Raw genomic sequence first — 20,219 nt, 5'->3', positions numbered from 1 at the left:
ATGAGCCATAACATGATGACTCAAAATTGCAGACCCGGCGGCGCTGGCGCTACCGGGCGTTACAGAACGTTCTTGTTATTTAGGCTCAGTACCGAACCATTTTTTGTAGATTTCGTTGTACGTGCCGTTTTCTTTCAGCGTTTTCAGCGCGCCGTTCACTTTCTCGCGCAGTTCATCGCTACCTTTCGGGAAGGCGATACCGTACTGCTGAGCTTCAAGGGACTCACCTACGGCTTTGAACTGGCCGTTACCCGCGGTTTTAATGAAGTAAAGAATGTTTGGCGTGTCGTGCAGCACGGCGTCTGCGCGGTTGGTGCCCAGTTCCATATACGCGTTATCGATGTTCGGGAACTGACGCAGGTCTTTAGTTTTGATGTTAGCTTTCGCGTAATCAACGGAACCGGTGCCGCTCTTCACTGCGACAACTTTACCATCGAGATCTTTCACGCTTTTCACGTCGTTATTATTTGCTTTGACCATCACCAACAGACCGCTTTTATAGTAGCCGTCAGAGAAGTCGATCGCTTTTTTACGCTCATCAGTGATGGTGATACCCGCCAGTGCCAGGTCGATATTTTTGGTTTGCAGAGCCGGGATGATGCCACTGAAATCCATTGGTTTCAGTTCATAATCCAGCTTCAGTTCTTTGGCCACGGCAGCCCACAGATCCACATCAAAACCAACGTATTTGTCACCCTGCTTGAATTCAAACGGTACAAACGCAGTGTCGGTTGCGACAACCAGTTTCTTATCTGCGGCATGGGAGGACACCGCAAAAGCCAGGGTAAGTGCAGCCAGTGAAACTTTTAATACAGACTTCATAGGATTTCCTTTTATATCCACGGGGCGATCCCCTGCGAGAACATATGGCTTAATGAAATAATCGTGCCAATTTTGCAACTCATTGTTTTAACAAGAGGGTGTCTTGTTTTTCTGCACAATGAATAGGGCAAAGAAGGCGGTATGCACTGTTTTGGGGCACTCATTTGGTGCGTACCTGGCACGGTGCAAACGGTATCACTATTTAGCGTAAAAAATGTTGATAAAACAATCTTTCGTTAACGATTGTGTGAAGTGATTATTACAAATAATTTACTTTGAAGGGGGGAATGATCAATGCTGTGCACCATAGATGTGCAAAACCCCCGCCGGGGCGAGGGTTATATAGGTAATTCTTATGTCTGTTGTTATTCAATGTTGGCTTCGATAAACCACAGGAATTTGTCGAGGTCGCGTGAAGCGGCGGTGAAGATATCTGCGGTATCTTCGTCTTTTGCTTCGCCAATGGCTTTACGGACGCTGTTAGCGACGACGGCATAGCGGTCAGCCAGTTCTTTCAGGTGATCCTGTACGCTATGGATATCCAGTGGATAGCTTTTCAGAGGCGTTTTGCTGTTAATAACCTGAGTTGTACCCAATGCCACACCACCTAGCTGTACGGCTCGTTCAGCCATCGTGTCGAGGTGATCGGTCAGGGCAGTACGGAAACCATCCAGCATTTCATGTACGGCAATGAAGTTCGCGCCGCGCATATTCCAGTGGGCCTGTTTGGTGATCAACGACAGGTCGATGAATTGGATCACTTGCTGATTCAGCAGCTCAACAGTCGCTTTCTTTTCGCTGTCTGTCACATCGTTGCGGGTATAAAGGAGGGCAGATGCTTTTGTTTTTACCAATTTTGCGGTACTCATATTTTCATATCCTCTTGATGTTTATGTCCCAACTCTTCAACGAAAATAAGTATAGCGCTAAATTTGGATTTATCTTCCCGGTGTTACCTATTACTTTAATAGTGAAGAGACGATGAATATAAAATAGTTGATAAAATCAGTATCTTATGGTGGTTTTGGATGGGGTGATGTTATTTTTATGTTAATGTAAAAAATGAATCAAATATGCGAATGAGAAAAATCTATTTATTAGAATAATTATTACGCAAATTTACAATTGGATATTCTGCATGATTATGCAAACCATGCAGAATATTAAGGGGTTAATTTACGTCAACTTGTTTTATTTGTGGTTCTTTGCGAATAGTGAGCGTAGAACCCATCGATGCGACAATAATGGCGCCCAGCGCAAGCGTCTGAATTAGTGTCAGCGTTTCACCGAGGAAGATCATTCCGGAAACCGCCGCCAGCGCCGGTTCCATGCTCATCAACGTCCCAAAAGTACGCGTTGGCAGTCGCGTCAGCGCAATCATCTCCAGCGAATAGGGAAGCGCAGTAGAGAGGACCGCAACGGCCAGGCCTAATGGCAGAATGGACCAGTGCCACAGGGCATCGCCGGCCTGGAGCACACCGATAGGGACAAAAATCAACGCCGCAATTAATGACCCTACCGCAACGGTAGCCGGGCCGTGTTCCGCGCCGGCACGTTGCCCGGTAAGAATATAGATTGCCCAGCAGGCACCAGCCCCCAGCGCCAGCGCAGCACCGGTTAAATCGACGTGAGAAACGTCCTGACCTAATGGCAGCAGGAACCACAGTCCGAGTACAGCCAGTGCAACCCAAATGAAATCCACCGGACGTCGGGATGAAAATAGCGCTACCGCGAGCGGGCCGGTGAACTCCAGCGCCACGGCAATTCCCAGCGGTACGGTCTGAATTGACAGGTAGAAGAGGTAGTTCATCCCGCCCAGCGACAGGCCGTAAAACAATAGAGGAAGACGCTGCTCTTTGGCGAATCGTAAACGCCAGGGTTTAAAGAAGGCGATAAGGATGAGGGTGCCCAGTGCAAGGCGCAGTGCAGTCACCCCCGGCGCGCCAACGAGAGGGAACAGCGATTTTGCCAGAGATGCTCCACTTTGAATGGAGGACATAGCAATCAGCAAAACCAAAATAGGCAACCAGACTGGCGCTTTACGTAACGACCCCGGCATCCTTTCTCCTGTCTAAATATGTCAATAGAAGTAAAACAGCGAGTGTAATGGAAATACACTCATGTGGTTGAGTATTCGTTGAAAAAAAAATTGCTCAGTTCCGTACAATGGGATGAAATTGATGGATTAATAATCTGTGTGATTAGGAATAATCTGGATGAATGTGCCATATTGTGCGCGCAATAATGGCAATTTACGTTAGAAAAGTGATGTTAATTGAAAGAGATAGCGGGTTTCTGAAATGTTCTGTTACATGAAAGACCCCGTTAGACATCGCTAATCGCAAAGAGTTTCCCATTAATTTTTGGTATATTTAAAACTTAAGATTTACTTGAAGCACATTTGAGGTGGTTATGAAAAAAATTGCATGTCTTTCAGCACTGGCCGCTGTTCTGGCTTTCTCCGCAGGTACTGCTGTAGCTGCTACTTCTACCGTTACCGGTGGTTACGCTCAGAGCGATGCTCAGGGCGCAGCGAACAAAATGAACGGTTTTAACCTGAAGTATCGTTACGAGCAGGACAACAACCCGCTGGGTGTTATCGGTTCCTTCACTTACACTGAAAAAGATCGTACCGATGCTTCTGGCGACTACAACAAAACCCAGTACTACGGCATCACTGCTGGCCCGGCTTACCGTCTGAACGACTGGGCGAGCATTTACGGCGTAGTGGGTGTTGGTTACGGTAAATTCCAGAACGCAGCATCCCCGGCTGACAACCACACCACCAGTGACTACGGTTTCTCCTACGGTGCTGGTCTGCAGTTCAACCCGATCGAAAACGTTGCTCTGGACTTCTCCTACGAGCAGAGCCGTATTCGTAGCGTTGACGTTGGCACCTGGATCGCTGGCGTGGGTTACCGCTTCTAATCACTTCGGTGATATAAAAAATCCGCCTCTCGGGGCGGATTTTTTTTGCCTGCAATTTGAGCTGTTAGCGAGATTTGGTCTCGAAGATGTCGGTACCAAGGTGGTTGTAATCCACCTTCTGCAGCTTAAAGTTGGTGATATACACCGGACCGGCCTTTTTCTCTGAGATAAAGCGGTAGCTGTTGGTAATTTCTTTTGCGCTGATCCCCGTCCACTGCGAGAAAAAGCTCAAGAAATCATTCGCTGAGCGACGGGCTTTAATCACCCGATGCGCTTTATCATCGCTCGACAGCACCATGAAAGGCACCTGGAAATTCTGCTGGAACTGATCGTCATGCGCCAGGTACTGCACCTCTTTTCCACGCTCTTTAAAGGCGAGGCCATGATCGGAGAAATAGACCATCGAGAAGCTATTGCCGCTGTTACGTAACTGTTCGTAAAGCTGGCGCAGCAGGTCATCCGTCTGCGTCATGGTGTACAGGTAACAGGAGGTCTCTTTTGACTGGACAAAAGTTTCGTATTTTCCTTGCGTACGGTCGCAGGCCTGCGGATGCGAGCCCATTAAATGCAGTACGATCAGCTGCGGCTGCGTGCGCTCGGTTGCCAGCACCTGGGCGGTCATCTTCAACAGCGCTTCGTCGCGGGTGTTTTTGTCTGCTTCGAAATCACCGTTTTTGAGGAACTGAACTTCATCTGCTCGCTTCGCAATACTGGCAATAGCCGTATCGTATTCACCAATCTGTCCCTGATTGGAAAACCACCACGTCTGGAATCCTGCGCGGTTGGCCAGAGTAACAAAGTTGTCCTGGAACTGGGGCTTATTATCAACTACCCGATTCAGGGTTAAGCCGAGTGATTTTTGCGTAGAACCACTGGCGGCAATGTAATCCGCGAAGATATAGCCGTTAACCGAGCTGGCAAACGGGGTGTTATCCCAGTGGCCGCCAAACGCGCCTAACGCATCGCGGCGGGCGCTTTCGCCGATCACCACCACGTAGGTGTGATACTTCGGCTTCACGGCGGTTACCGTCCAGCTGTCTTTGACGCTCGACAGCTTCGCCATACGCTCCTGCTCGTCGAGCACTTCGTTGTTATTGACGATCACGTCCTTGGCAAATCGGAAAACCGGATAGCCGGTATCTTTCAGCTTGAACACGCCACCCCAGGCCAGGTTTTGCACCGGGTTAACAAAGAACGCGACAATGCTGAATAACAAACAAACGCTGTCGAACTTATTCCAGCCGCGCTTTTGTTCATCTTTTTTACGACGTACGGCGATAACACCAAGGGCGAAAATAAACATGCCAACCAGATAGCTGTACCACGGGAAGATGGTCAGAATTTCGGTGGACTCTTCCATATTGGTAGAGTGTAGGGCCAGTAGCGTGTTGAAGTTCGGCGAACCGTATGCCTGGCCGAACGGAAAATACATTGCCGCAATCAGCGAGCAAATGCCAATCAGCGCTTTCTGCGCGCGCGGCGCACTGCGCCACATCAGCATTAATATACAGGTGAAAGCAACGCTATAGAGCAGGCTAAGCGGATAGCCCAGCGCAAGATTGATCAGCAGAGACTGTAAGAAATAGAGGCCAGTCCACGGACTAATCGCCCGGCTGCGAGCAATGATTGAATCTTTGAGGGTTAAATTCATATGCCACTGTTACAAAAACGCCATGTGCTTACCCTGGCGCTAAGGGTCATTGCCTGCCTGAGAGAGCGAGAAGAGGGATAGGGTCCGCATCCGCGAGCCGCAATATACGCAGGGCTGCGAAAAGATAGAGTGTGTGCAAGAGAAGGTCAACTACTACAAAGAAATTGTTTTGCGAGGGACGTGGCAAAACTGACAAAAAGAAGGGTTATTGGCACAAAAACGATCGCTGTATTCGGGTGACCGCAGGAAAAAGAAGCGGCGTACCGCAACGCCGCATTATTTTTCTGAAGGTTTATCCTGCTCTGGTTTGCTGTTAATCATGTCGCACAGCATAGAGATCAGCATTAACCGTACTTTAAAGGGAGAGTGGCTAAACACGCGTATACACCTCTTAAATTCATTCATATAAACCTCCTGACTTCACGATCCCATCAGTCCGTGAGGGATGTCTTTATTATATACAGATATAGCACAGGCTATATTATATAGCTATTGCTAAAACGTTAATTTTTTGTGCCCACGCAACTCTGGTTTACAATGAGCCTTCTCTAATCAGATGCCGTTAACGCGTCACAGTAACGAGGAAGCAGAATGAGTCGTCGCGCAGGTACGCCAACAACAAAAAAAGTGACGCAATTGGTGAATGTCGAAGAACACGTTGAAGGGTTTCGTCAGGTTCGGGAGGCGCATCGCCGCGAGCTGATTGATGACTACGTAGAGCTGATTTCCGATCTCATTATTGAGGTGGGGGAGGCGCGCCAGGTTGATATGGCCGCGCGGCTTGGGGTTTCCCAGCCGACGGTTGCCAAAATGCTTAAGCGCCTGGCTTCCGTCGGGTTGATTGAAATGATCCCCTGGCGGGGCGTGTTTTTAACCGCAGAAGGAGAACGGCTGGCTCAGGAGAGTCGGGAGCGTCATCAGATCGTAGAGAATTTCCTGTTGATTTTAGGCATCAGCCCGGAAATTGCCCGTCGTGACGCGGAAGGAATGGAGCATCACGTCAGTAAGGAAACGCTGGAGGCTTTTAGCCGGTTTACGCAACAGCAAGGAACAGGCTCTGAATGAGTTTCCCTTTACTACGCGCCTTGCAGCGCGATCGCTTTTTCCAGCTGTTAATCATCGTCGGGGTTGCACTGAGCCTGTTCACGCCATTTGCGCCCCGGCTGTGGCCAGGTGCCATTGACTGGCACACGATTATTACGCTTAGCGGCCTGATGTTACTGACCAAAGGGGTCGAGCTCAGCGGCTATTTTGATGTGTTAGGGCGCAAAATGACCCGCCGCTTCAACACAGAACGCCAGGTGGGAATATTTATGGTGCTGGCGGCGGCGCTGCTGTCGACGTTTCTGACCAATGATGTGGCGTTGTTTATTGTTGTTCCGCTGACGATCACCCTGAAAAAATTATGCGCTATTCCGGTGAATCGCCTGATTATCTTTGAGGCGCTGGCGGTTAACGCCGGATCGTTGCTCACGCCAATAGGTAACCCGCAAAACATTCTGATGTGGGGGCGCTCTGGCTTGTCATTTGCCGCATTTACCTGGCAAATGGCGCCGCTTGCGGGGGCCATGATGCTGACGCTGGTGGTGCTGTGCTGGTTCAGTTTCCCGAATAAAGCATTGCATTATCACACCGGTACGTCCGCGCCTGACTGGCAACCGCGTCTGGTGTGGAGCTGTCTGGCATTGTATATCGTCTTCCTGGCGGCGTTGGAGTTAAAACAAGAGCTGTGGGGGCTGGCAATCGTCGCTGCAGGGTTCATGGTGCTGGCTCGCCGCGTGATCCTCAGCGTTGACTGGACGTTGCTGTTAGTGTTTATGGCGATGTTTATTGATGTGCACTTGCTGACGCAACTCCCGGCCTTGCAGGGGATCACCCACCAGATTGGCACGCTTTCAGCGCCGGGGCTGTGGTTGACGGCCATTGGCCTGTCGCAGTTTATCAGTAATGTTCCCAGTACAATTTTGCTGCTGAACTACGTCCCGCCGACGCTATTGCTGGCCTGGGCGGTCAATGTGGGTGGCTTTGGGCTGTTGCCGGGATCGCTGGCGAATCTTATTGCTTTGCGCATGGCAAACGACCGCCGGATCTGGTGGCGTTTTCATTGGTATTCGATGCCGATGCTGATATGGGCGGCGCTGGTGGGGTATGGTTTGTTGCTGATGCTGTCATAGCGGCGCAGAGACAATAAAAAAGGCGGATGATTCATCCGCCTTTTTCGTATCAGGTATGTGCTTAGTTCAGACGAACCGGCATACCAGAACGGTTCTGTACCGCCTGCTCAACGACGGCCTGATCGACGTCAGGCTGACCGGTGATGCTGGTAATGCTCTTATTCAGCGTAATTGGTACGATTTCCCCGCCTTCGAACTGTGCTTCAGTGGTAGACAGTGGGTTGTGTACCTCAATGTAACGGCTGCCGTCTGGTTCGGTAGTGGCTTTTACCGGCTCATCGATAAACTGTACGCGGGTGCCGACCGGCACATTTTCAAACAGGAACTTGATGTCGTCGTTACGCAGACGCACGCAACCATGGCTGACGCGTAAGCCGACGCCGAAGTTAGCATTGGTGCCGTGGATAGCGTACAGGCGACCGATATACAGCGCGTACAGCCCCATCGGGTTATCCGGACCTGCCGGAACAACGGCTGGTAGCGGTTCGCCCGCTGCGCGGTATTCCGCATGCATTTTCGCCGTAGGCGTCCAGGTTGGACCCGCTTTTTTACGTTCTACTTTGGTGGTCCAGTTGATTGGCGTGTCTTTGCCCAACTGACCGATACCGATCGGCAGAACAATGACGGTGTTAGTGCCTTTCGGGTAGTAGTACAGACGCATTTCAGCGCTGTTAATCACAATACCTTCATGCACGGTATCCGGCAGGATCAACTGCTGAGGGATGTTCAGCACGGTACCGCCTTTCGGCAGGAAGGTATCCACGCCCGGGTTAGCTTCCAGCATGTTAGACAGACCCATCTGATACTCTGCCGCAAAATATTCCAGCGGTTGGGTGTTGCCTTCAGGAATCGTGATGACCTGGTTTTGGCCAATCAAACGGCTGCCATCGGTAGGCAGCGGGTACGTGACGGCAGAGGCGGTGTTACAAAAACCAACTATTGCGAGTGCCGCCGCGAAAAGCGTTGTTAATTTCATATTCATGTTCATGTATGCGAGATTCAGTGCCAGGCAGGCTAGTGGGTTGAGATTTATGTAGTGTTGGGCACGCATTATATGTGCAATCTGAGCAACAAGGAATTCGGATGTGTACTAAATCACATTTTTTTCCTCACGCTTTCACTTTACCCCTTCAGCATCAAGGCGCGATCTTATCGCAGACTTATGGCATAATAAGCGGTTTGTCACATATTTCTTTCTCTTTCAGGATACGCCAGTGTTAGTTTCCAGCAACGTCACCATGCAGTTCGGCAGTAAGCCGCTGTTTGAAAATATTTCCGTCAAATTTGGCGGCGGCAACCGTTACGGCCTGATTGGCGCGAACGGTAGCGGTAAATCCACTTTTATGAAAATTCTCGGCGGCGACCTCGAACCGACGCTGGGCAACGTTTCCCTCGATCCGAACGAGCGCATCGGTAAGCTACGTCAGGATCAGTTCGCCTTTGAAGAATTCACCGTGCTTGACACTGTCATCATGGGTCACGGTGAACTGTGGGAAGTGAAGCAGGAGCGCGATCGCATTTATGCGCTGGCCGAGATGAGCGAAGAAGACGGCTATAAAGTTGCTGACCTCGAAGTTCAGTATGGCGAAATGGACGGCTATTCTGCGGAAGCGCGTGCGGGTGAACTGCTGCTGGGCGTCGGTATTCCGGTAGAGCAGCATTATGGCCCGATGAGCGAAGTCGCGCCCGGCTGGAAACTACGTGTGCTTCTGGCGCAGGCGTTGTTCTCTAACCCGGACATTCTGCTGCTCGACGAACCAACGAACAACCTGGATATCGACACCATTCGCTGGCTGGAGCAGACACTCAACGAGCGTGACAGCACCATGATCATCATTTCGCACGACCGTCACTTCCTGAACATGGTCTGTACGCACATGGCGGATCTGGACTACGGCGAACTGCGTGTTTATCCGGGTAACTACGACGAATACATGACAGCGGCAACTCAGGCGCGTGAACGTCTGCTGGCCGATAACGCCAAGAAGAAAGCACAGATTGCCGATCTGCAATCCTTCGTCAGCCGCTTTAGCGCCAACGCGTCTAAATCTCGTCAGGCAACCTCTCGTGCGCGCCAGATTGATAAGATTAAGCTTGACGAAGTGAAAGCGTCCAGCCGTCAGAACCCGTTCATCCGCTTCGAACAGGATAAGAAACTGTTCCGTAACGCGCTGGAAGTGGAAGCGCTGGCGAAAGGTTTTGATGAAGGCCCGCTGTTTAAAAACTTTAACCTGCTGCTGGAAGTGGGAGAGAAGGTTGCCATCATTGGTGCCAACGGCGTGGGTAAATCCACCATGCTGAAAACGTTGGTTGGCGATTTGCAGCCAGACAACGGTACCGTGAAGTGGTCTGAGAACGCCCAGGTTGGTTACTACGCGCAGGATCATGAATACGAGTTTGAAAACGATCTGACCGTTTTCGAATGGATGAGCCAGTGGAAACAAGAAGGCGATGATGAGCAGGTTGTGCGCAGCTTCCTTGGTCGTCTGCTGTTCAGCCAGGACGATATCAAGAAACCTGCAAAAGTGCTCTCCGGTGGTGAAAAAGGACGCATGCTGTTCGGTAAGCTGATGATGCAGAAACCGAATATTCTGGTGATGGATGAACCGACTAACCACCTGGATATGGAATCTATCGAGTCGCTGAACATGGCGCTGGAAATGTATCAGGGCACGCTTATCTTCGTTTCTCACGACCGTGAGTTCGTCAGTTCCCTGGCGACCCGCGTGATTGAGATTACGCCGGAACGTGTGATCGACTTCACCGGCAACTACGAAGATTACCTGCGTAGTAAAGGTATTGACGGTTAATTTACCCGTCGTCTTTCGTGTTACAGGTGTGTTGGCTGCACCTGTTCACCCCGGTCACTTACTTATGTAAGCTCCCGGGGATTTACAGGCTGGTCGCCTTCCTGTAACGCGAAATACCTAGGGAAAATTGTGTAAGCTACATATTAAATAATCCCCAGCGCGCGTTTACCGTGGATATTCAAATCCTCCAGTGTGAAGCGTCCTTCCCAGTGAGTTTCATAATCCTCTCGAGGGAAATCACCCGGCGATGCGCCTTTTTCCAGCGCGGCTTTTACTTTGTGAGCGTAGGCCAGATTCTTTTCGCACATCGGTGCGGCAGGGATGTACATCACGTTGCCCCAACCTTGTTGATTTTTTACCGGCGCGACGGAGTGAATAACATCACAATGCCACCAGACGGAATCTCCGGCTTCCAGTTGTGGAATGCTGGTTAGCGCTTCAATCAGCAGCGGATGCCATTGCGCGGAAATCGGCAGGACTCTGCCGGGCGCTACGCCGCAAAGTTCATCTTCCGGCACATCGTCAAGCAATGGGCGTAACAGCACATACGCCATCGTTTCAGGAATAGGGACCACATGCAACAATCCCTGACCGGGCAGCATATCGGATAATGCAGTCCAGCCCTGGAAGGTACGGAATACTGAACATTTGGTGGTGTTATCCACGGTGTACTCTTCTACTTCGGTGCGATGCGCAGCCTGCCACGGATCGTACTCTTCCAGTTTACCATTGAAAACATTCGCAAAAACCTGCTGATATGCCGGCAGAAGCCAACGTTCCAGCGCGCCGGAATCCGTATGCGCGCCCAACCCTTTGGACGTTGTTCCCGGCGGACGACGACGTATGCGGTCAGGGTAGATAACGCTGACATCCGGGTTAAACCATTGTTTCCCTTCGCTTGTAAACGTCCACAGGCGATTAAGGAATGACTGTGCATTGGCCATTTCTTCGCTCTGGCGGGCCTGCATCTGTGCCTGGGACCAGTAGATGGGGTAGATCTCCGGGCGGGATGCGCTGAGGGTGCCAAAAAAGTTATCACCGGGGCCTTTGTAGACCTCATCAAAATGGTTGCGATCCAGGTAATCGAGCATCGACTGATCCCATGCCAGCGCCTGTTCGCGGGGGAAATGCCCCTTAATAACCGCGCATCCGCGACGCTTAATTTCTTCACGCTGCTCTGCACTCACGCGACCCGCTTTGATATCCGCATAGGACAACACAGGCCATACCGGGGAGCCTTGCGCTTTGAGGGCGTTGATTTCCGCCACGCGGGTGGCAATGGCATCGCTCAGCTGGTTGAAGATCAACTGAACATCCCCAAGCTGTGCCCGCAGTTGCTGTTTCATCTGACGGATTGCCGCTTTGTGATCGGCAGGCAACGTGTCGCTGGTAAAAGTAAAAGCCATAACCACCTCGCATTAACTTTCATTCGAAACTAAATTTGATTGCAAGTGATAATATAAGTTAAAAATTAGTTAATGCAAGTTTAAAAATATGCTGGTGTGCGCAAAGTGAGAATAGAGTGAAAGCCGGGGCGAGCGCCCCGGTTATGGGATCAGCTGTTAAAAGGGGAGGTGTTGTCCAGCACCGCCTGAATCACGTTCAGCGCGCCTTGATGGTTATTGTCATCGGTCTGATAGCGGGCAATCGATTTGATGCTCTCTGCCGCATTGGCCATGGCGAAAGAGTAGTGCGCCATCTTCAACATTTCCGCGTCGTTACCGCTATCGCCAATGGCGACTACGTTTTGCGGTGACAGGTTCCAGCGTTTTAACAAACGGCTGATTCCGTTAGCTTTATGTAAGCCGGGAATGATCAGGTCGATAAACCCAAAGCCGCTGGTGACAGGCTTCATGATGCCGTCGAGGGCAGAGTGAAGGTGATCGATAACTAATGGGATCAGTTGGTCGGGTAAATTCAGCGAGAACTTGAACAGCACATCGTTGATGTCCTGATAATCCTTTACGGGTTTCAGGCGATGGTAGTGTTTTGCCATCAACGCGACAAAGGACTCTGGGGCATTTTCGCTCACGTAGGCGCTTTGCAGTCCACAGGCCACAAAGTTGAGCTGCTTATCTTTGAGCAGTTCGCCAATGACAATGCGTGATTCGTGGCGGGTAAGCTCACCGTGAAACAGCTGTTTGCCGTGTTCAAACACCAGTGCCCCGTTCTCGGCGACAAAAGAGATCTCATCTTTGAGCTCCGGGAAGAAGGATATTAGCTGGTAATACTGGTTGCCGCTGGCCACGACAAATTCAATATCTCGTTTTTTCAGTTCCTGATACTGCGCCATAAAGCGTACGCGATCGTAATGCTTGGCGTCGTCGAGAAAAGTTCCGTCCATGTCTGTGACGATAACTTTGATGGTCATACTTGCTCCTGGCTCATAACTGCGACCTGAAACATTTTAATAACAATGTGAGCTAAAGCACAAATTTAATTTCGAATGAAAGAGGGAGAGGGGCGATTGAGTGGGCCGGATAAGCAACTGCGCCATCCGGCAGTGGTGAGGGATGAGAACCGGATGTCGGTACGAGTACCTAATCCGGCTCACTGACCTTGCTTATAACATATGTTCAGTACGGGCGATGATATCGTCCTGCGCATCCGGAGACAGCGCGGTGAAGAAGGCGGAATAACCCGCTACACGCACCACCAGATCACGGTACTGATCCGGGTGTTTTTTGGCTTCAAGCAGCGTTTCACGAGAAACGATGTTGTACTGAATATGCCAACCTTTGTGCTCTTCAAAGAAGGTACGCAGCAAAATCATCAGCTTCTGTTTATCAGACTCATTTTCCAGCGTGGCCGGGTTCAGCTTCTGATTTAACAGCACGCCACCGAGGATTGAACCAGTAGGCAGTTTACCCACCGAGCCAATTACCGCCGTTGGACCGAGATGGTCCGTACCGGATGCCGGGCTTGCGCCTTCTGCCAGCGGGGTGTGCGCTTTACGGCCATCCGGCGTTGCCATGGTTGCCGCGCCGAACGGTACGTTTGCAGAGATAGACGAGGTCCCGGCGTAGTAGTTGCCGCCAACCGGACCACGGCCGTAACGCGGGTTGTGATACAGCTTCAGTTCGTCAATGTAAGTCTGATAAGCGCGGGCCAGCAGCGCATCAACGCTATCGTCATCGTTGCCGTACTTTGGCGCACCGTTTATCAGGCGTTGGCGCAACTGCTCGTGGGTCAGACCATCAAAATCATCGGCCAGCGCGGCGGCCAGCTGTTGTTGGCCGATAGCCCCCTGCTCGAAGACCAGTTTTTTCACTGCAGCCAGGCTGTTGCCGAGGTTGGCGATACCCACCTGCAGGCCGGATACCCAGTCATACTTCGCGCCACCTTGCTTAATACTTTTCGCACGTTCAATACAGTCATCTACCAGCGCGGAGCACAGAATATCGTGTACGTTTTCTTCCAGCATGGTGTCGACGACATACTCTATTTCGATGGATTTGCGCGTGTAATAGCGGATCTGCGTATCCCAGGCATCCATCACTTCATCGAAATTATTAAAGTTGCCAGCTGAGAGCGCTTTCTCTTGCGGCAGGAATACTTTGCCGCTGGTGGCATCGCGTCCGCCTTCCAGCGCCGCCAGCATTACGCGGGCAAAGTTTATAAAACTCATGCCGGTGCAGCGGTAGCCCCATTTGCCGCCAACGGCGGTTTCGATGCAACCAATAGCCGCGTAGTCATAGGCGTCCTGCGGTTCAATGCCCAGCTTAATGAATTCCGGAATGACGATTTCGTCGTTGTTAAAGGCTGGCATCCCGAAGCCGCAACGGATCACCTGTACGCAGGCATCCAGGAAGTCATTACTCATCCCCGCATGATAACGCACGCTGAGATTCGGCTGAGTGGAACGCAGTCTGCCACAGGACTCCAGAATGGCGTAGGAGAGCGGGTTGACGGCATCCATCGCCTGACCGTTGACCAGGTTCTGGCCACCAATGGTCACGTTCTGATACAGCGGGCTGCCCGCCGAGGCTTTCGAGTGGGAGCCGGAGCGGATTTTGTTCACTTCCAGCAGCTTCAGCCAGCAGCTGTGCAACAGCTCAATGGCGTGCTCACGATCGAGACTCTGGTTCAGTTCTACGTCACGACGATAGAACGGATAGAGGTACTGATCCATACGACCAAATGATACCGAGTGACCGTTCGATTCAATTTGCAGGATTAACTGGATGAAGTAGCACAACTGTAGCGCCTGCCAGAACGTTTTTGGCGGTTCATGGGCGATGACATCGCAGTTTTCCGCCATGGTCAGCAATTCATCACGGCGGCTGGTGCGCGTTTCTGTGGACGCCATTTTACGTGCCAGTGCGGCAAAGCGCTCAATGTGCAGACTGACGGCTTCCAGCACAATATCAATCGCTTTCAGGAACTGATCGCCATGGAGGTCTTGCAGACAAGTCAGATTGATGCGGGAACGACGTTCATCGACTTTATGGCGCAGGCCTTCGAGACCTTTTTCCAGCAATAGCGGGAAGTTCACCGCCAGGTGCGCGTCACCGGAGGTCATATTACCTTCAGCTTTGATAATGCCTGTTTCCAGCAGCCCTTTTTGTTCGTCAGTAAACATGCCGTAGCAGCGATCCTGTACGGTCTGACCGCGCCACCACGGACACACTTCGTGCAATACGCGCTTGTTCTCTTCACTTACCGCGAAACCTGCGCCAGGCCTGTCGGCAAGATCGTCGATCTCTTTTTCAATCCAGGAGACGGTGTATTCCGGGAAGATTGGCGCGGCGCGGACTTCGCTTGCCTGGTTACCGATGATTAGCTCGTCATGCTTGATCCAGATAGTGCGTTCCGCCAGGTGATGAGCCAGTGCCAGCGCGCGGCGAACCGGGATGGGTTTATCCAGATGCTGCTGATACATCTCGGTATAGTGCTGGGCGCGCTCGGTACAAACCGGTGGTTTCACAATGTGGATCAGGGCCGTTTTATGCGCTTTGATACGGTCGCTAAGTGTGTCCAGTTTCAGAGTGGTCATGGCGATTATCCTCGTAGGGTCGCGGTTAAACCTTTAAGGCTGGCGTACTGCTGGGCAAATTCGAGCAGCGCAGGCGCATCAAGCGGTTTATCCGGGGCATTGTAGGGTTGATTGAGTAAGTGGTATTTGTTGATGCCCAGCGTGTGGTAGGGCAAAAAATGGATCTCTCCGACGTGGAGTTCGTCGGCGGCAAAATCGGTAATGGCCTGAATAGCCGCTTCGTCAGCATTGAATCCCTGAATCAGCGGGACGCGGATAATTATTTTTTTACCGGCGGCGGCCAGTTTTTTCAGGTTTTCCAGCACGCGAGAGGCGCTGCCATCAGTCCACTGTTTAAACGGCGCATCGGCGACATGTTTTAAATCGGCCAGGAACAGATCAACGTAAGGTAACGAAGGTTCGATATACTTCCATGGAACATGCAGACAAGTCTCTACCGCAGTATGAATGCCCGCCTCGTGGCTGGCCTGGAATAATTTAGCCGCCAGCTCTGGCTGCATAAACGGTTCGCCACCGGAAAGAGTGAGCCCCCCACCGCTGCGATCGTAAAACGGTTTATCACGTAATACGGTCGCCATGATGTCATCCACGCTTTTTACCTCTCCACAGACGGTCAGCGCCTGGGTAGGGCAGCAGTGGGTCAGCGCCGTCAGAGCATTATCGGTCAGTTTTTCGCGATGAATCAGCAACCCGCTCAGCGCCCGCTCAATCACTGCCGGTGCTGCCTTAGCACAAAGATCGCAACCATCGAGGCACAGACGTGCGTCATAAAGCAGATCCTGCGTCCGGGCGCGACTTTCCGGATTCTGACACCACCGACAGCCCAGGGAACATCCCTTAAAAAACACCACGGTGCGGATACCGGGACCATCATGAGTGGAATAGCGCTGGATATTAAAAATCATAAGCGGCCTCTTTTCTTTCATATAAAGATTAAATTACTTTCGAATGAAAGTTATATTGACGTGCGTCAACTAACCGTGAGGTTTCGCCGTGCTACCTTTTATTCATGCTAATTATTCGTTTGAGGAAAGGTTATGGAACTCTATTTAGATACGTCTGACGTTGCCGCAGTTAAAACGCTGGCGCGTGTTTTTCCGCTGGCAGGGGTGACCACTAACCCAAGCATTGTGGCGGCAGGTAAGCAAACGCTGGATGTGTTACTGCCGCAACTGCAGGACGCAATGGGCGGGCAAGGACGTCTGTTTGCTCAGGTAATGGCGACCACCGCCGAAGGGATGGTCAGCGATGCGCGTAAACTGCGGGCAATCATCGCGGATATCGTCGTGAAAGTGCCGGTTACGGCAGAAGGTCTGACGGCGATTAAGTTGCTGAAAGAAGAAGGTATCCCGACGCTGGGTACTGCGGTTTACGGTGCTGCTCAGGGGCTTTTAGCTGCGCTTGCGGGGGCGGAATATGTCGCGCCATATGTTAACCGCGTGGATGCTCAGGGGGGAGATGGCATTCAGACGGTGACCGATCTGCAGGCCTTATTGAAAATGCATGCCCCACACGCCAAAGTGCTGGCCGCCAGTTTCAAAACGCCACGTCAGGCGCTGGATTGCCTGCTGGTGGGCTGCGAGTCCATCACGCTGCCGTTGGATGTCGCTCAACAGATGATAAGCTCTCCGGCTGTTGATGCTGCCGTAGCCAAGTTCGAGCATGACTGGCAGAGCGCATTTGGCCGTACTTCTATTTAAGCCAGAGTGCCGGGACTCCTCCCGGCATTATTGCCCGCAGACCTCACACCCAGGATTACGCATCAGTTTCATTTCACGAAACTGGCAGGTCATGGCGTCGTACATGACGATTTTTCCAGATGCCGGTTTACCGTAGTTTGCCAGCAGCTTAATGGCTTCCATCGCCTGTAACGATCCGATTACCCCGATCAGGGGAGCCATTACGCCGGCCTCTACGCAGGTCAGGGCGTTTTCACCGAACAGGCGGCTCAGACAACGGTAGCAGGGCTCGCCTTCCTGATACGTAAAGACGGTAATTTGTCCTTCCATGCGGATTGCCGCACCAGAAACCAGCGGAATCTTCGCGACATAGCATCCGGCATTCAGCTGATTACGAATGCTGACGTTATCCGTACAGTCCAGCACCAAATCGTGTTCGGCGATAAGTCTGTGAATCTCACTATCGTCCAGTAGCGCATTCACTGGCGTAGTGGCGACATAGGGGTTAATCCGCGCCAGGGCGTCGCGGGCGGATAGCACTTTCGGCTGTCCAACGGTTGCATCGCTGTGCAGCGTCTGACGTTGGAGATTTGACACGGAGACCGTGTCAAAGTCGAGCAGGGTTAAATTTCCGACGCCTGCGCCCGCAAGATACTGAGTTGCCGCGCATCCCAGTCCGCCCAGACCAACGACCAGTACCCGCGCCTCCTTGAGCGCTTCCTGACCTTCGAAATCGAAGCCGCGCAGAATGATTTGCCGGTTATAGCGCATCATCTCCTGGTCGCTGAGTTCTGCCATTACAGGCCTCCAAACAGTGCGTTAAACGGCTCGACCTCAACCCATTCTCCGGCTTCGACGTTACCACGATCGCGTTCCAGCACGATAAAACAGTTGCCCATGCTAAAGGAGCTAAAAATATGTGAGCCCTGATGTCCGGTGGTGGTGACTTCCAGTTCACCTTCTGCATTGCGCTGCAATACACCGCGCTGAAAATCCAGACGGCCAGGCGTTTTCTTCAGGCGTGATGCGGTGCGCACGCGCTGGCGTGGAGGCAGTCCACAGGCGGTGTTACCGCTGAGTTTTGCCAGTAGCGGTTGGACCAGTTGATAAAAGGTGAGGGCCGCAGACACCGGGTTACCCGGCAGGCCGCAAAACCAGCTATTGCTCAGTTTGCCAAAGGCGAACGGTTTCCCCGGTTTGATGGCCAGCTTCCAGAAGGCGATTTCTCCCAGCTCTTCCAGAATAGTTTTGGTGTAATCCGCTTCGCCAACTGAAACACCACCGGAGCTGATAACGACGTCAGCCTGGCTGTCGGCTTCGATAAACGCGGCGCGCAACGCGTTGGGATCGTCGCGAATAATTCCTAAGTTGATCACCTCGCAGCCTAACTGCTGCAGCATAAGGTGAACGGTCAGACGGTTAGTGTCATAAATCTGTCCGTCCTCCAGCGGCTGACCAGGCAATTGCAGTTCATCGCCGGTGGAAAACAGCGCCACGCGGACTTTGCGCACAACGGGGGCATCGGCAATACCGAGCGAAGCCAGCACAGGAAGCTCGGCAGTTGTCAGGCGAGTCCCGGCGGGAAACACCACCGCGCCGTTTGCAATATCTTCACCGCGCAGACGTATATTTTGCCCACTGCGGACTTTGGCGGTAAAGCGCACACCGTCGTCCGTTTGTTCCGTTTGTTCCTGCATCACTACTGCTTCGCAACCGGCAGGAACCGGGGCACCGGTCATAATGCGGATGCAGGTTCCCGCAGGCCATTCGCCATGGAAAGGCTGACCAGCAAAGGCTTTACCCGCTACCGCAAGAGGCTGCTCAGTGTGTAAATCGGCTAATCGCACCGCATAGCCATCCATTGCCGAGTTATCGAATCCCGGGACATCAATCGGGGAGACGATGTCGGTGGCCAGAATGCGGCCAAAGCATTCAACCAGTGGTAGCGTTTCGACGGCGGTGAGCGGGGTGATACGCGAAAGCATCTGAGAGAGAGCCGTTTCAAGCGGCATCAGTCCGGCGGTAAATTCCATGAGAAGACTCCTGCGAGGCAAAATCGAATCCGCTTATTATGTCAGAAAATGGACGCGGACAGTATGCCACCTCAGACTTAGGATCAGATATGCTCCAGGTTTTATGCCAGAAGTAGCGTGACAGAAAAAATGCAGTATAGACTCACTATTTCCGCTCTTTTTCCCCAGGGGGCTAGATGACTAATATTATCCCGAACGCAATTCGACGACAGGTGGATGCCGCCAGTACGCTCATCCGCCAGATTTTCGAAGGCAATCTTGTCGCCATTCATTTGTATGGTTCTGCTGTTGAAGGCGGCTTAAAACCCCAAAGCGATATAGATTTGTTGGTCACCTTACGTAAACCAATGGATGCCTGGCAAAGAAAAAAAGTGATGCAGGATTTGTTGAACATCTCAGCACCTCCTGGCACCTCAGAGCAATATCGCGCGCTGGAAGTCACTATCATTCTCTACTCGCAGGTTGTACCCTGGCGATTCCCACCTGCGAGGGAGATGCAGTTTGGCGAATGGTTGCGTGATGATATCTGCGCTGGCGTGTTTGAACCGGCGCAGGAAGATCCCGATCTTTCTATTCTGCTGACCCAGGCCCGGCGCGCCAGCATACCGTTATTCGGCGAACCCGCTGAGACGTTATTCAACGTCATTCCTTTTACCGATGTCGTGCAAACATTCCGACATATTCTTGAGATGTGGCAGACACCGGACGATTTAATAGGGGACGAGCGTAATATCATCCTTGCTCTGGCACGCATCTGGTATAGCGTGGTTACGGGCAATATTGTCGCTAAAGATGAGGCTGCGTCCTGGCTCATACCGCAATTACTCGTTGAGCACGCTGGTACGCTGCAAGCTGCGCGTGCGGAATACCTGGGGTTAACCAAACAGAACTGGGCTGCGTGTATGCCGTCTGTTGAACGCTTTGTGTTTTATGCAAAAAAACAGATTACCGATCGCTTGAATTAATTTATTCAATAACGTCGAGGAATCTTCTTTCTGTTGAACACCGCTGCATGACCTGATGCGATGGGGTGTGCGGGGCGGGCCTTTACCTTTACATGACGTCTGCATCTTTCTATATTCAAAAATCGAATCAATATGCTACAGAAATTCTGATATTTATAACC

General features: G+C 51.7%; 18 protein-coding genes. 6 read left to right on the top strand and 12 right to left on the bottom strand.

All coding sequences use genetic code 11. The features are described from left to right. Positions 1 to 75: 75 nt before the first annotated feature. The 3 genes from glnH to rhtA form a co-directional block, all read right to left on the bottom strand. The gene (glnH, locus tag ACU8YC_RS08940; RefSeq protein ID WP_016152370.1) at positions 76 to 822 is read right to left on the bottom strand and encodes a glutamine ABC transporter substrate-binding protein GlnH; all 747 of its coding nucleotides are present in this window, start codon (positions 820 to 822) and stop codon (positions 76 to 78) included. A 365-nt stretch (positions 823 to 1,187) separates the two neighbouring features. Continuing rightward, positions 1,188 to 1,691: a DNA starvation/stationary phase protection protein Dps gene (dps, locus tag ACU8YC_RS08935; RefSeq protein WP_151219612.1), complete on the bottom strand. Its 504-nt coding sequence runs from the start codon at positions 1,689 to 1,691 to the stop codon at positions 1,188 to 1,190. Positions 1,692 to 1,993: 302 nt separating this feature from the next. Beyond that, entirely contained in the window at positions 1,994 to 2,881 is an 888-nt protein-coding gene (rhtA, locus tag ACU8YC_RS08930; RefSeq protein ID WP_151219613.1) for a threonine/homoserine exporter RhtA, read from the bottom strand. A gap of 353 nt (positions 2,882 to 3,234) precedes the next feature. On the opposite strand from rhtA, the gene ompX reads away from it, so the two are divergent. After that, positions 3,235 to 3,750: an outer membrane protein OmpX gene (gene ompX / locus ACU8YC_RS08925; protein WP_003035257.1), complete on the top strand. Its 516-nt coding sequence runs from the start codon at positions 3,235 to 3,237 to the stop codon at positions 3,748 to 3,750. A 64-nt stretch (positions 3,751 to 3,814) separates the two neighbouring features. On the opposite strand, the gene ACU8YC_RS08920 is transcribed toward ompX, so the two are convergent. Together ACU8YC_RS08920 and mntS are read right to left on the bottom strand one after the other, a co-directional pair. Continuing rightward, on the bottom strand, positions 3,815 to 5,401 hold the full coding sequence (locus ACU8YC_RS08920) for a phosphoethanolamine transferase (protein WP_151219614.1): 1,587 nt from the start codon (positions 5,399 to 5,401) through the stop codon (positions 3,815 to 3,817). A 276-nt stretch (positions 5,402 to 5,677) separates the two neighbouring features. After that, positions 5,678 to 5,806, bottom strand: a complete 129-nt coding sequence (gene mntS, locus ACU8YC_RS08915; RefSeq protein WP_003831584.1) for a manganase accumulation protein MntS — start codon at positions 5,804 to 5,806, stop codon at positions 5,678 to 5,680. Positions 5,807 to 5,992: 186 nt separating this feature from the next. On the opposite strand from mntS, the gene mntR reads away from it, so the two are divergent. Beyond that, the gene (mntR, locus tag ACU8YC_RS08910) at positions 5,993 to 6,466 is read left to right on the top strand and encodes a manganese-binding transcriptional regulator MntR (protein ID WP_187252747.1); all 474 of its coding nucleotides are present in this window, start codon (positions 5,993 to 5,995) and stop codon (positions 6,464 to 6,466) included. Further along, positions 6,463 to 7,575 carry an anion transporter gene (locus ACU8YC_RS08905; protein WP_151219616.1) on the top strand — a complete coding sequence of 371 codons (1,113 nt, stop codon included), beginning with the start codon at positions 6,463 to 6,465 and terminating at the stop codon, positions 7,573 to 7,575. The genes mntR and ACU8YC_RS08905 overlap by 4 nt, the downstream gene beginning before the upstream one ends. 61 nt (positions 7,576 to 7,636) lie before the next feature. On the opposite strand, the gene ldtB is transcribed toward ACU8YC_RS08905, so the two are convergent. Next, entirely contained in the window at positions 7,637 to 8,557 is a 921-nt protein-coding gene (gene ldtB / locus ACU8YC_RS08900; RefSeq protein WP_048233825.1) for a L,D-transpeptidase, read from the bottom strand. Positions 8,558 to 8,789: 232 nt separating this feature from the next. Here ldtB and ACU8YC_RS08895 point away from each other — a divergent pair, with 232 nt between their 5' ends. Further along, positions 8,790 to 10,385, top strand: a complete 1,596-nt coding sequence (locus ACU8YC_RS08895) for an ABC-F family ATPase (RefSeq protein ID WP_103768890.1) — start codon at positions 8,790 to 8,792, stop codon at positions 10,383 to 10,385. Positions 10,386 to 10,528: 143 nt separating this feature from the next. On the opposite strand, the gene ACU8YC_RS08890 is transcribed toward ACU8YC_RS08895, so the two are convergent. The 4 genes from ACU8YC_RS08890 to ACU8YC_RS08875 all read right to left on the bottom strand — a co-directional run bounded on the left by ACU8YC_RS08890 (position 10,529) and on the right by ACU8YC_RS08875 (position 16,286). After that, the gene (locus tag ACU8YC_RS08890) at positions 10,529 to 11,791 is read right to left on the bottom strand and encodes a DUF1479 domain-containing protein (protein WP_446895231.1); all 1,263 of its coding nucleotides are present in this window, start codon (positions 11,789 to 11,791) and stop codon (positions 10,529 to 10,531) included. A gap of 149 nt (positions 11,792 to 11,940) precedes the next feature. Next, a complete protein-coding gene (locus ACU8YC_RS08885) occupies positions 11,941 to 12,756 on the bottom strand; it encodes a Cof-type HAD-IIB family hydrolase (RefSeq protein ID WP_278238546.1) in 816 nt (271 codons plus the stop codon). Positions 12,757 to 12,948: 192 nt separating this feature from the next. Continuing rightward, complete coding sequence (locus ACU8YC_RS08880; protein ID WP_446895230.1) at positions 12,949 to 15,381, bottom strand: formate C-acetyltransferase/glycerol dehydratase family glycyl radical enzyme; 2,433 nt, start codon at positions 15,379 to 15,381, stop codon at positions 12,949 to 12,951. A 5-nt stretch (positions 15,382 to 15,386) separates the two neighbouring features. Further along, positions 15,387 to 16,286: a glycyl-radical enzyme activating protein gene (locus ACU8YC_RS08875; RefSeq protein WP_151219618.1), complete on the bottom strand. Its 900-nt coding sequence runs from the start codon at positions 16,284 to 16,286 to the stop codon at positions 15,387 to 15,389. 132 nt (positions 16,287 to 16,418) lie between these two features. On the opposite strand from ACU8YC_RS08875, the gene fsa reads away from it, so the two are divergent. Next, positions 16,419 to 17,081 carry a fructose-6-phosphate aldolase gene (gene fsa / locus ACU8YC_RS08870; RefSeq protein WP_151219619.1) on the top strand — a complete coding sequence of 221 codons (663 nt, stop codon included), beginning with the start codon at positions 16,419 to 16,421 and terminating at the stop codon, positions 17,079 to 17,081. Between the two features lie 27 nt (positions 17,082 to 17,108). Here the strand turns inward: fsa and moeB are convergent, their stop codons facing one another. Continuing rightward, positions 17,109 to 17,858, bottom strand: a complete 750-nt coding sequence (moeB, locus tag ACU8YC_RS08865) for a molybdopterin-synthase adenylyltransferase MoeB (protein ID WP_210904866.1) — start codon at positions 17,856 to 17,858, stop codon at positions 17,109 to 17,111. Next, complete coding sequence (moeA, locus tag ACU8YC_RS08860; RefSeq protein WP_151224998.1) at positions 17,858 to 19,093, bottom strand: molybdopterin molybdotransferase MoeA; 1,236 nt, start codon at positions 19,091 to 19,093, stop codon at positions 17,858 to 17,860. Before moeA ends, moeB begins: the two co-directional genes overlap by 1 nt. A gap of 176 nt (positions 19,094 to 19,269) precedes the next feature. On the opposite strand from moeA, the gene ACU8YC_RS08855 reads away from it, so the two are divergent. Continuing rightward, positions 19,270 to 20,058 (top strand): aminoglycoside adenylyltransferase family protein, encoded by a 789-nt coding sequence (locus tag ACU8YC_RS08855; protein WP_446895229.1) that lies wholly within the window; start codon positions 19,270 to 19,272, stop codon positions 20,056 to 20,058. The last annotated feature ends 161 nt before the right edge of the window (positions 20,059 to 20,219 follow it).

The sequence above is a fragment of the Citrobacter sp. VF227 genome, from assembly GCF_052950715.1.
The sequence above is the reverse complement of the archived record's forward strand: the minus strand, read 5'-3'. Positions and strand labels throughout refer to the sequence as shown.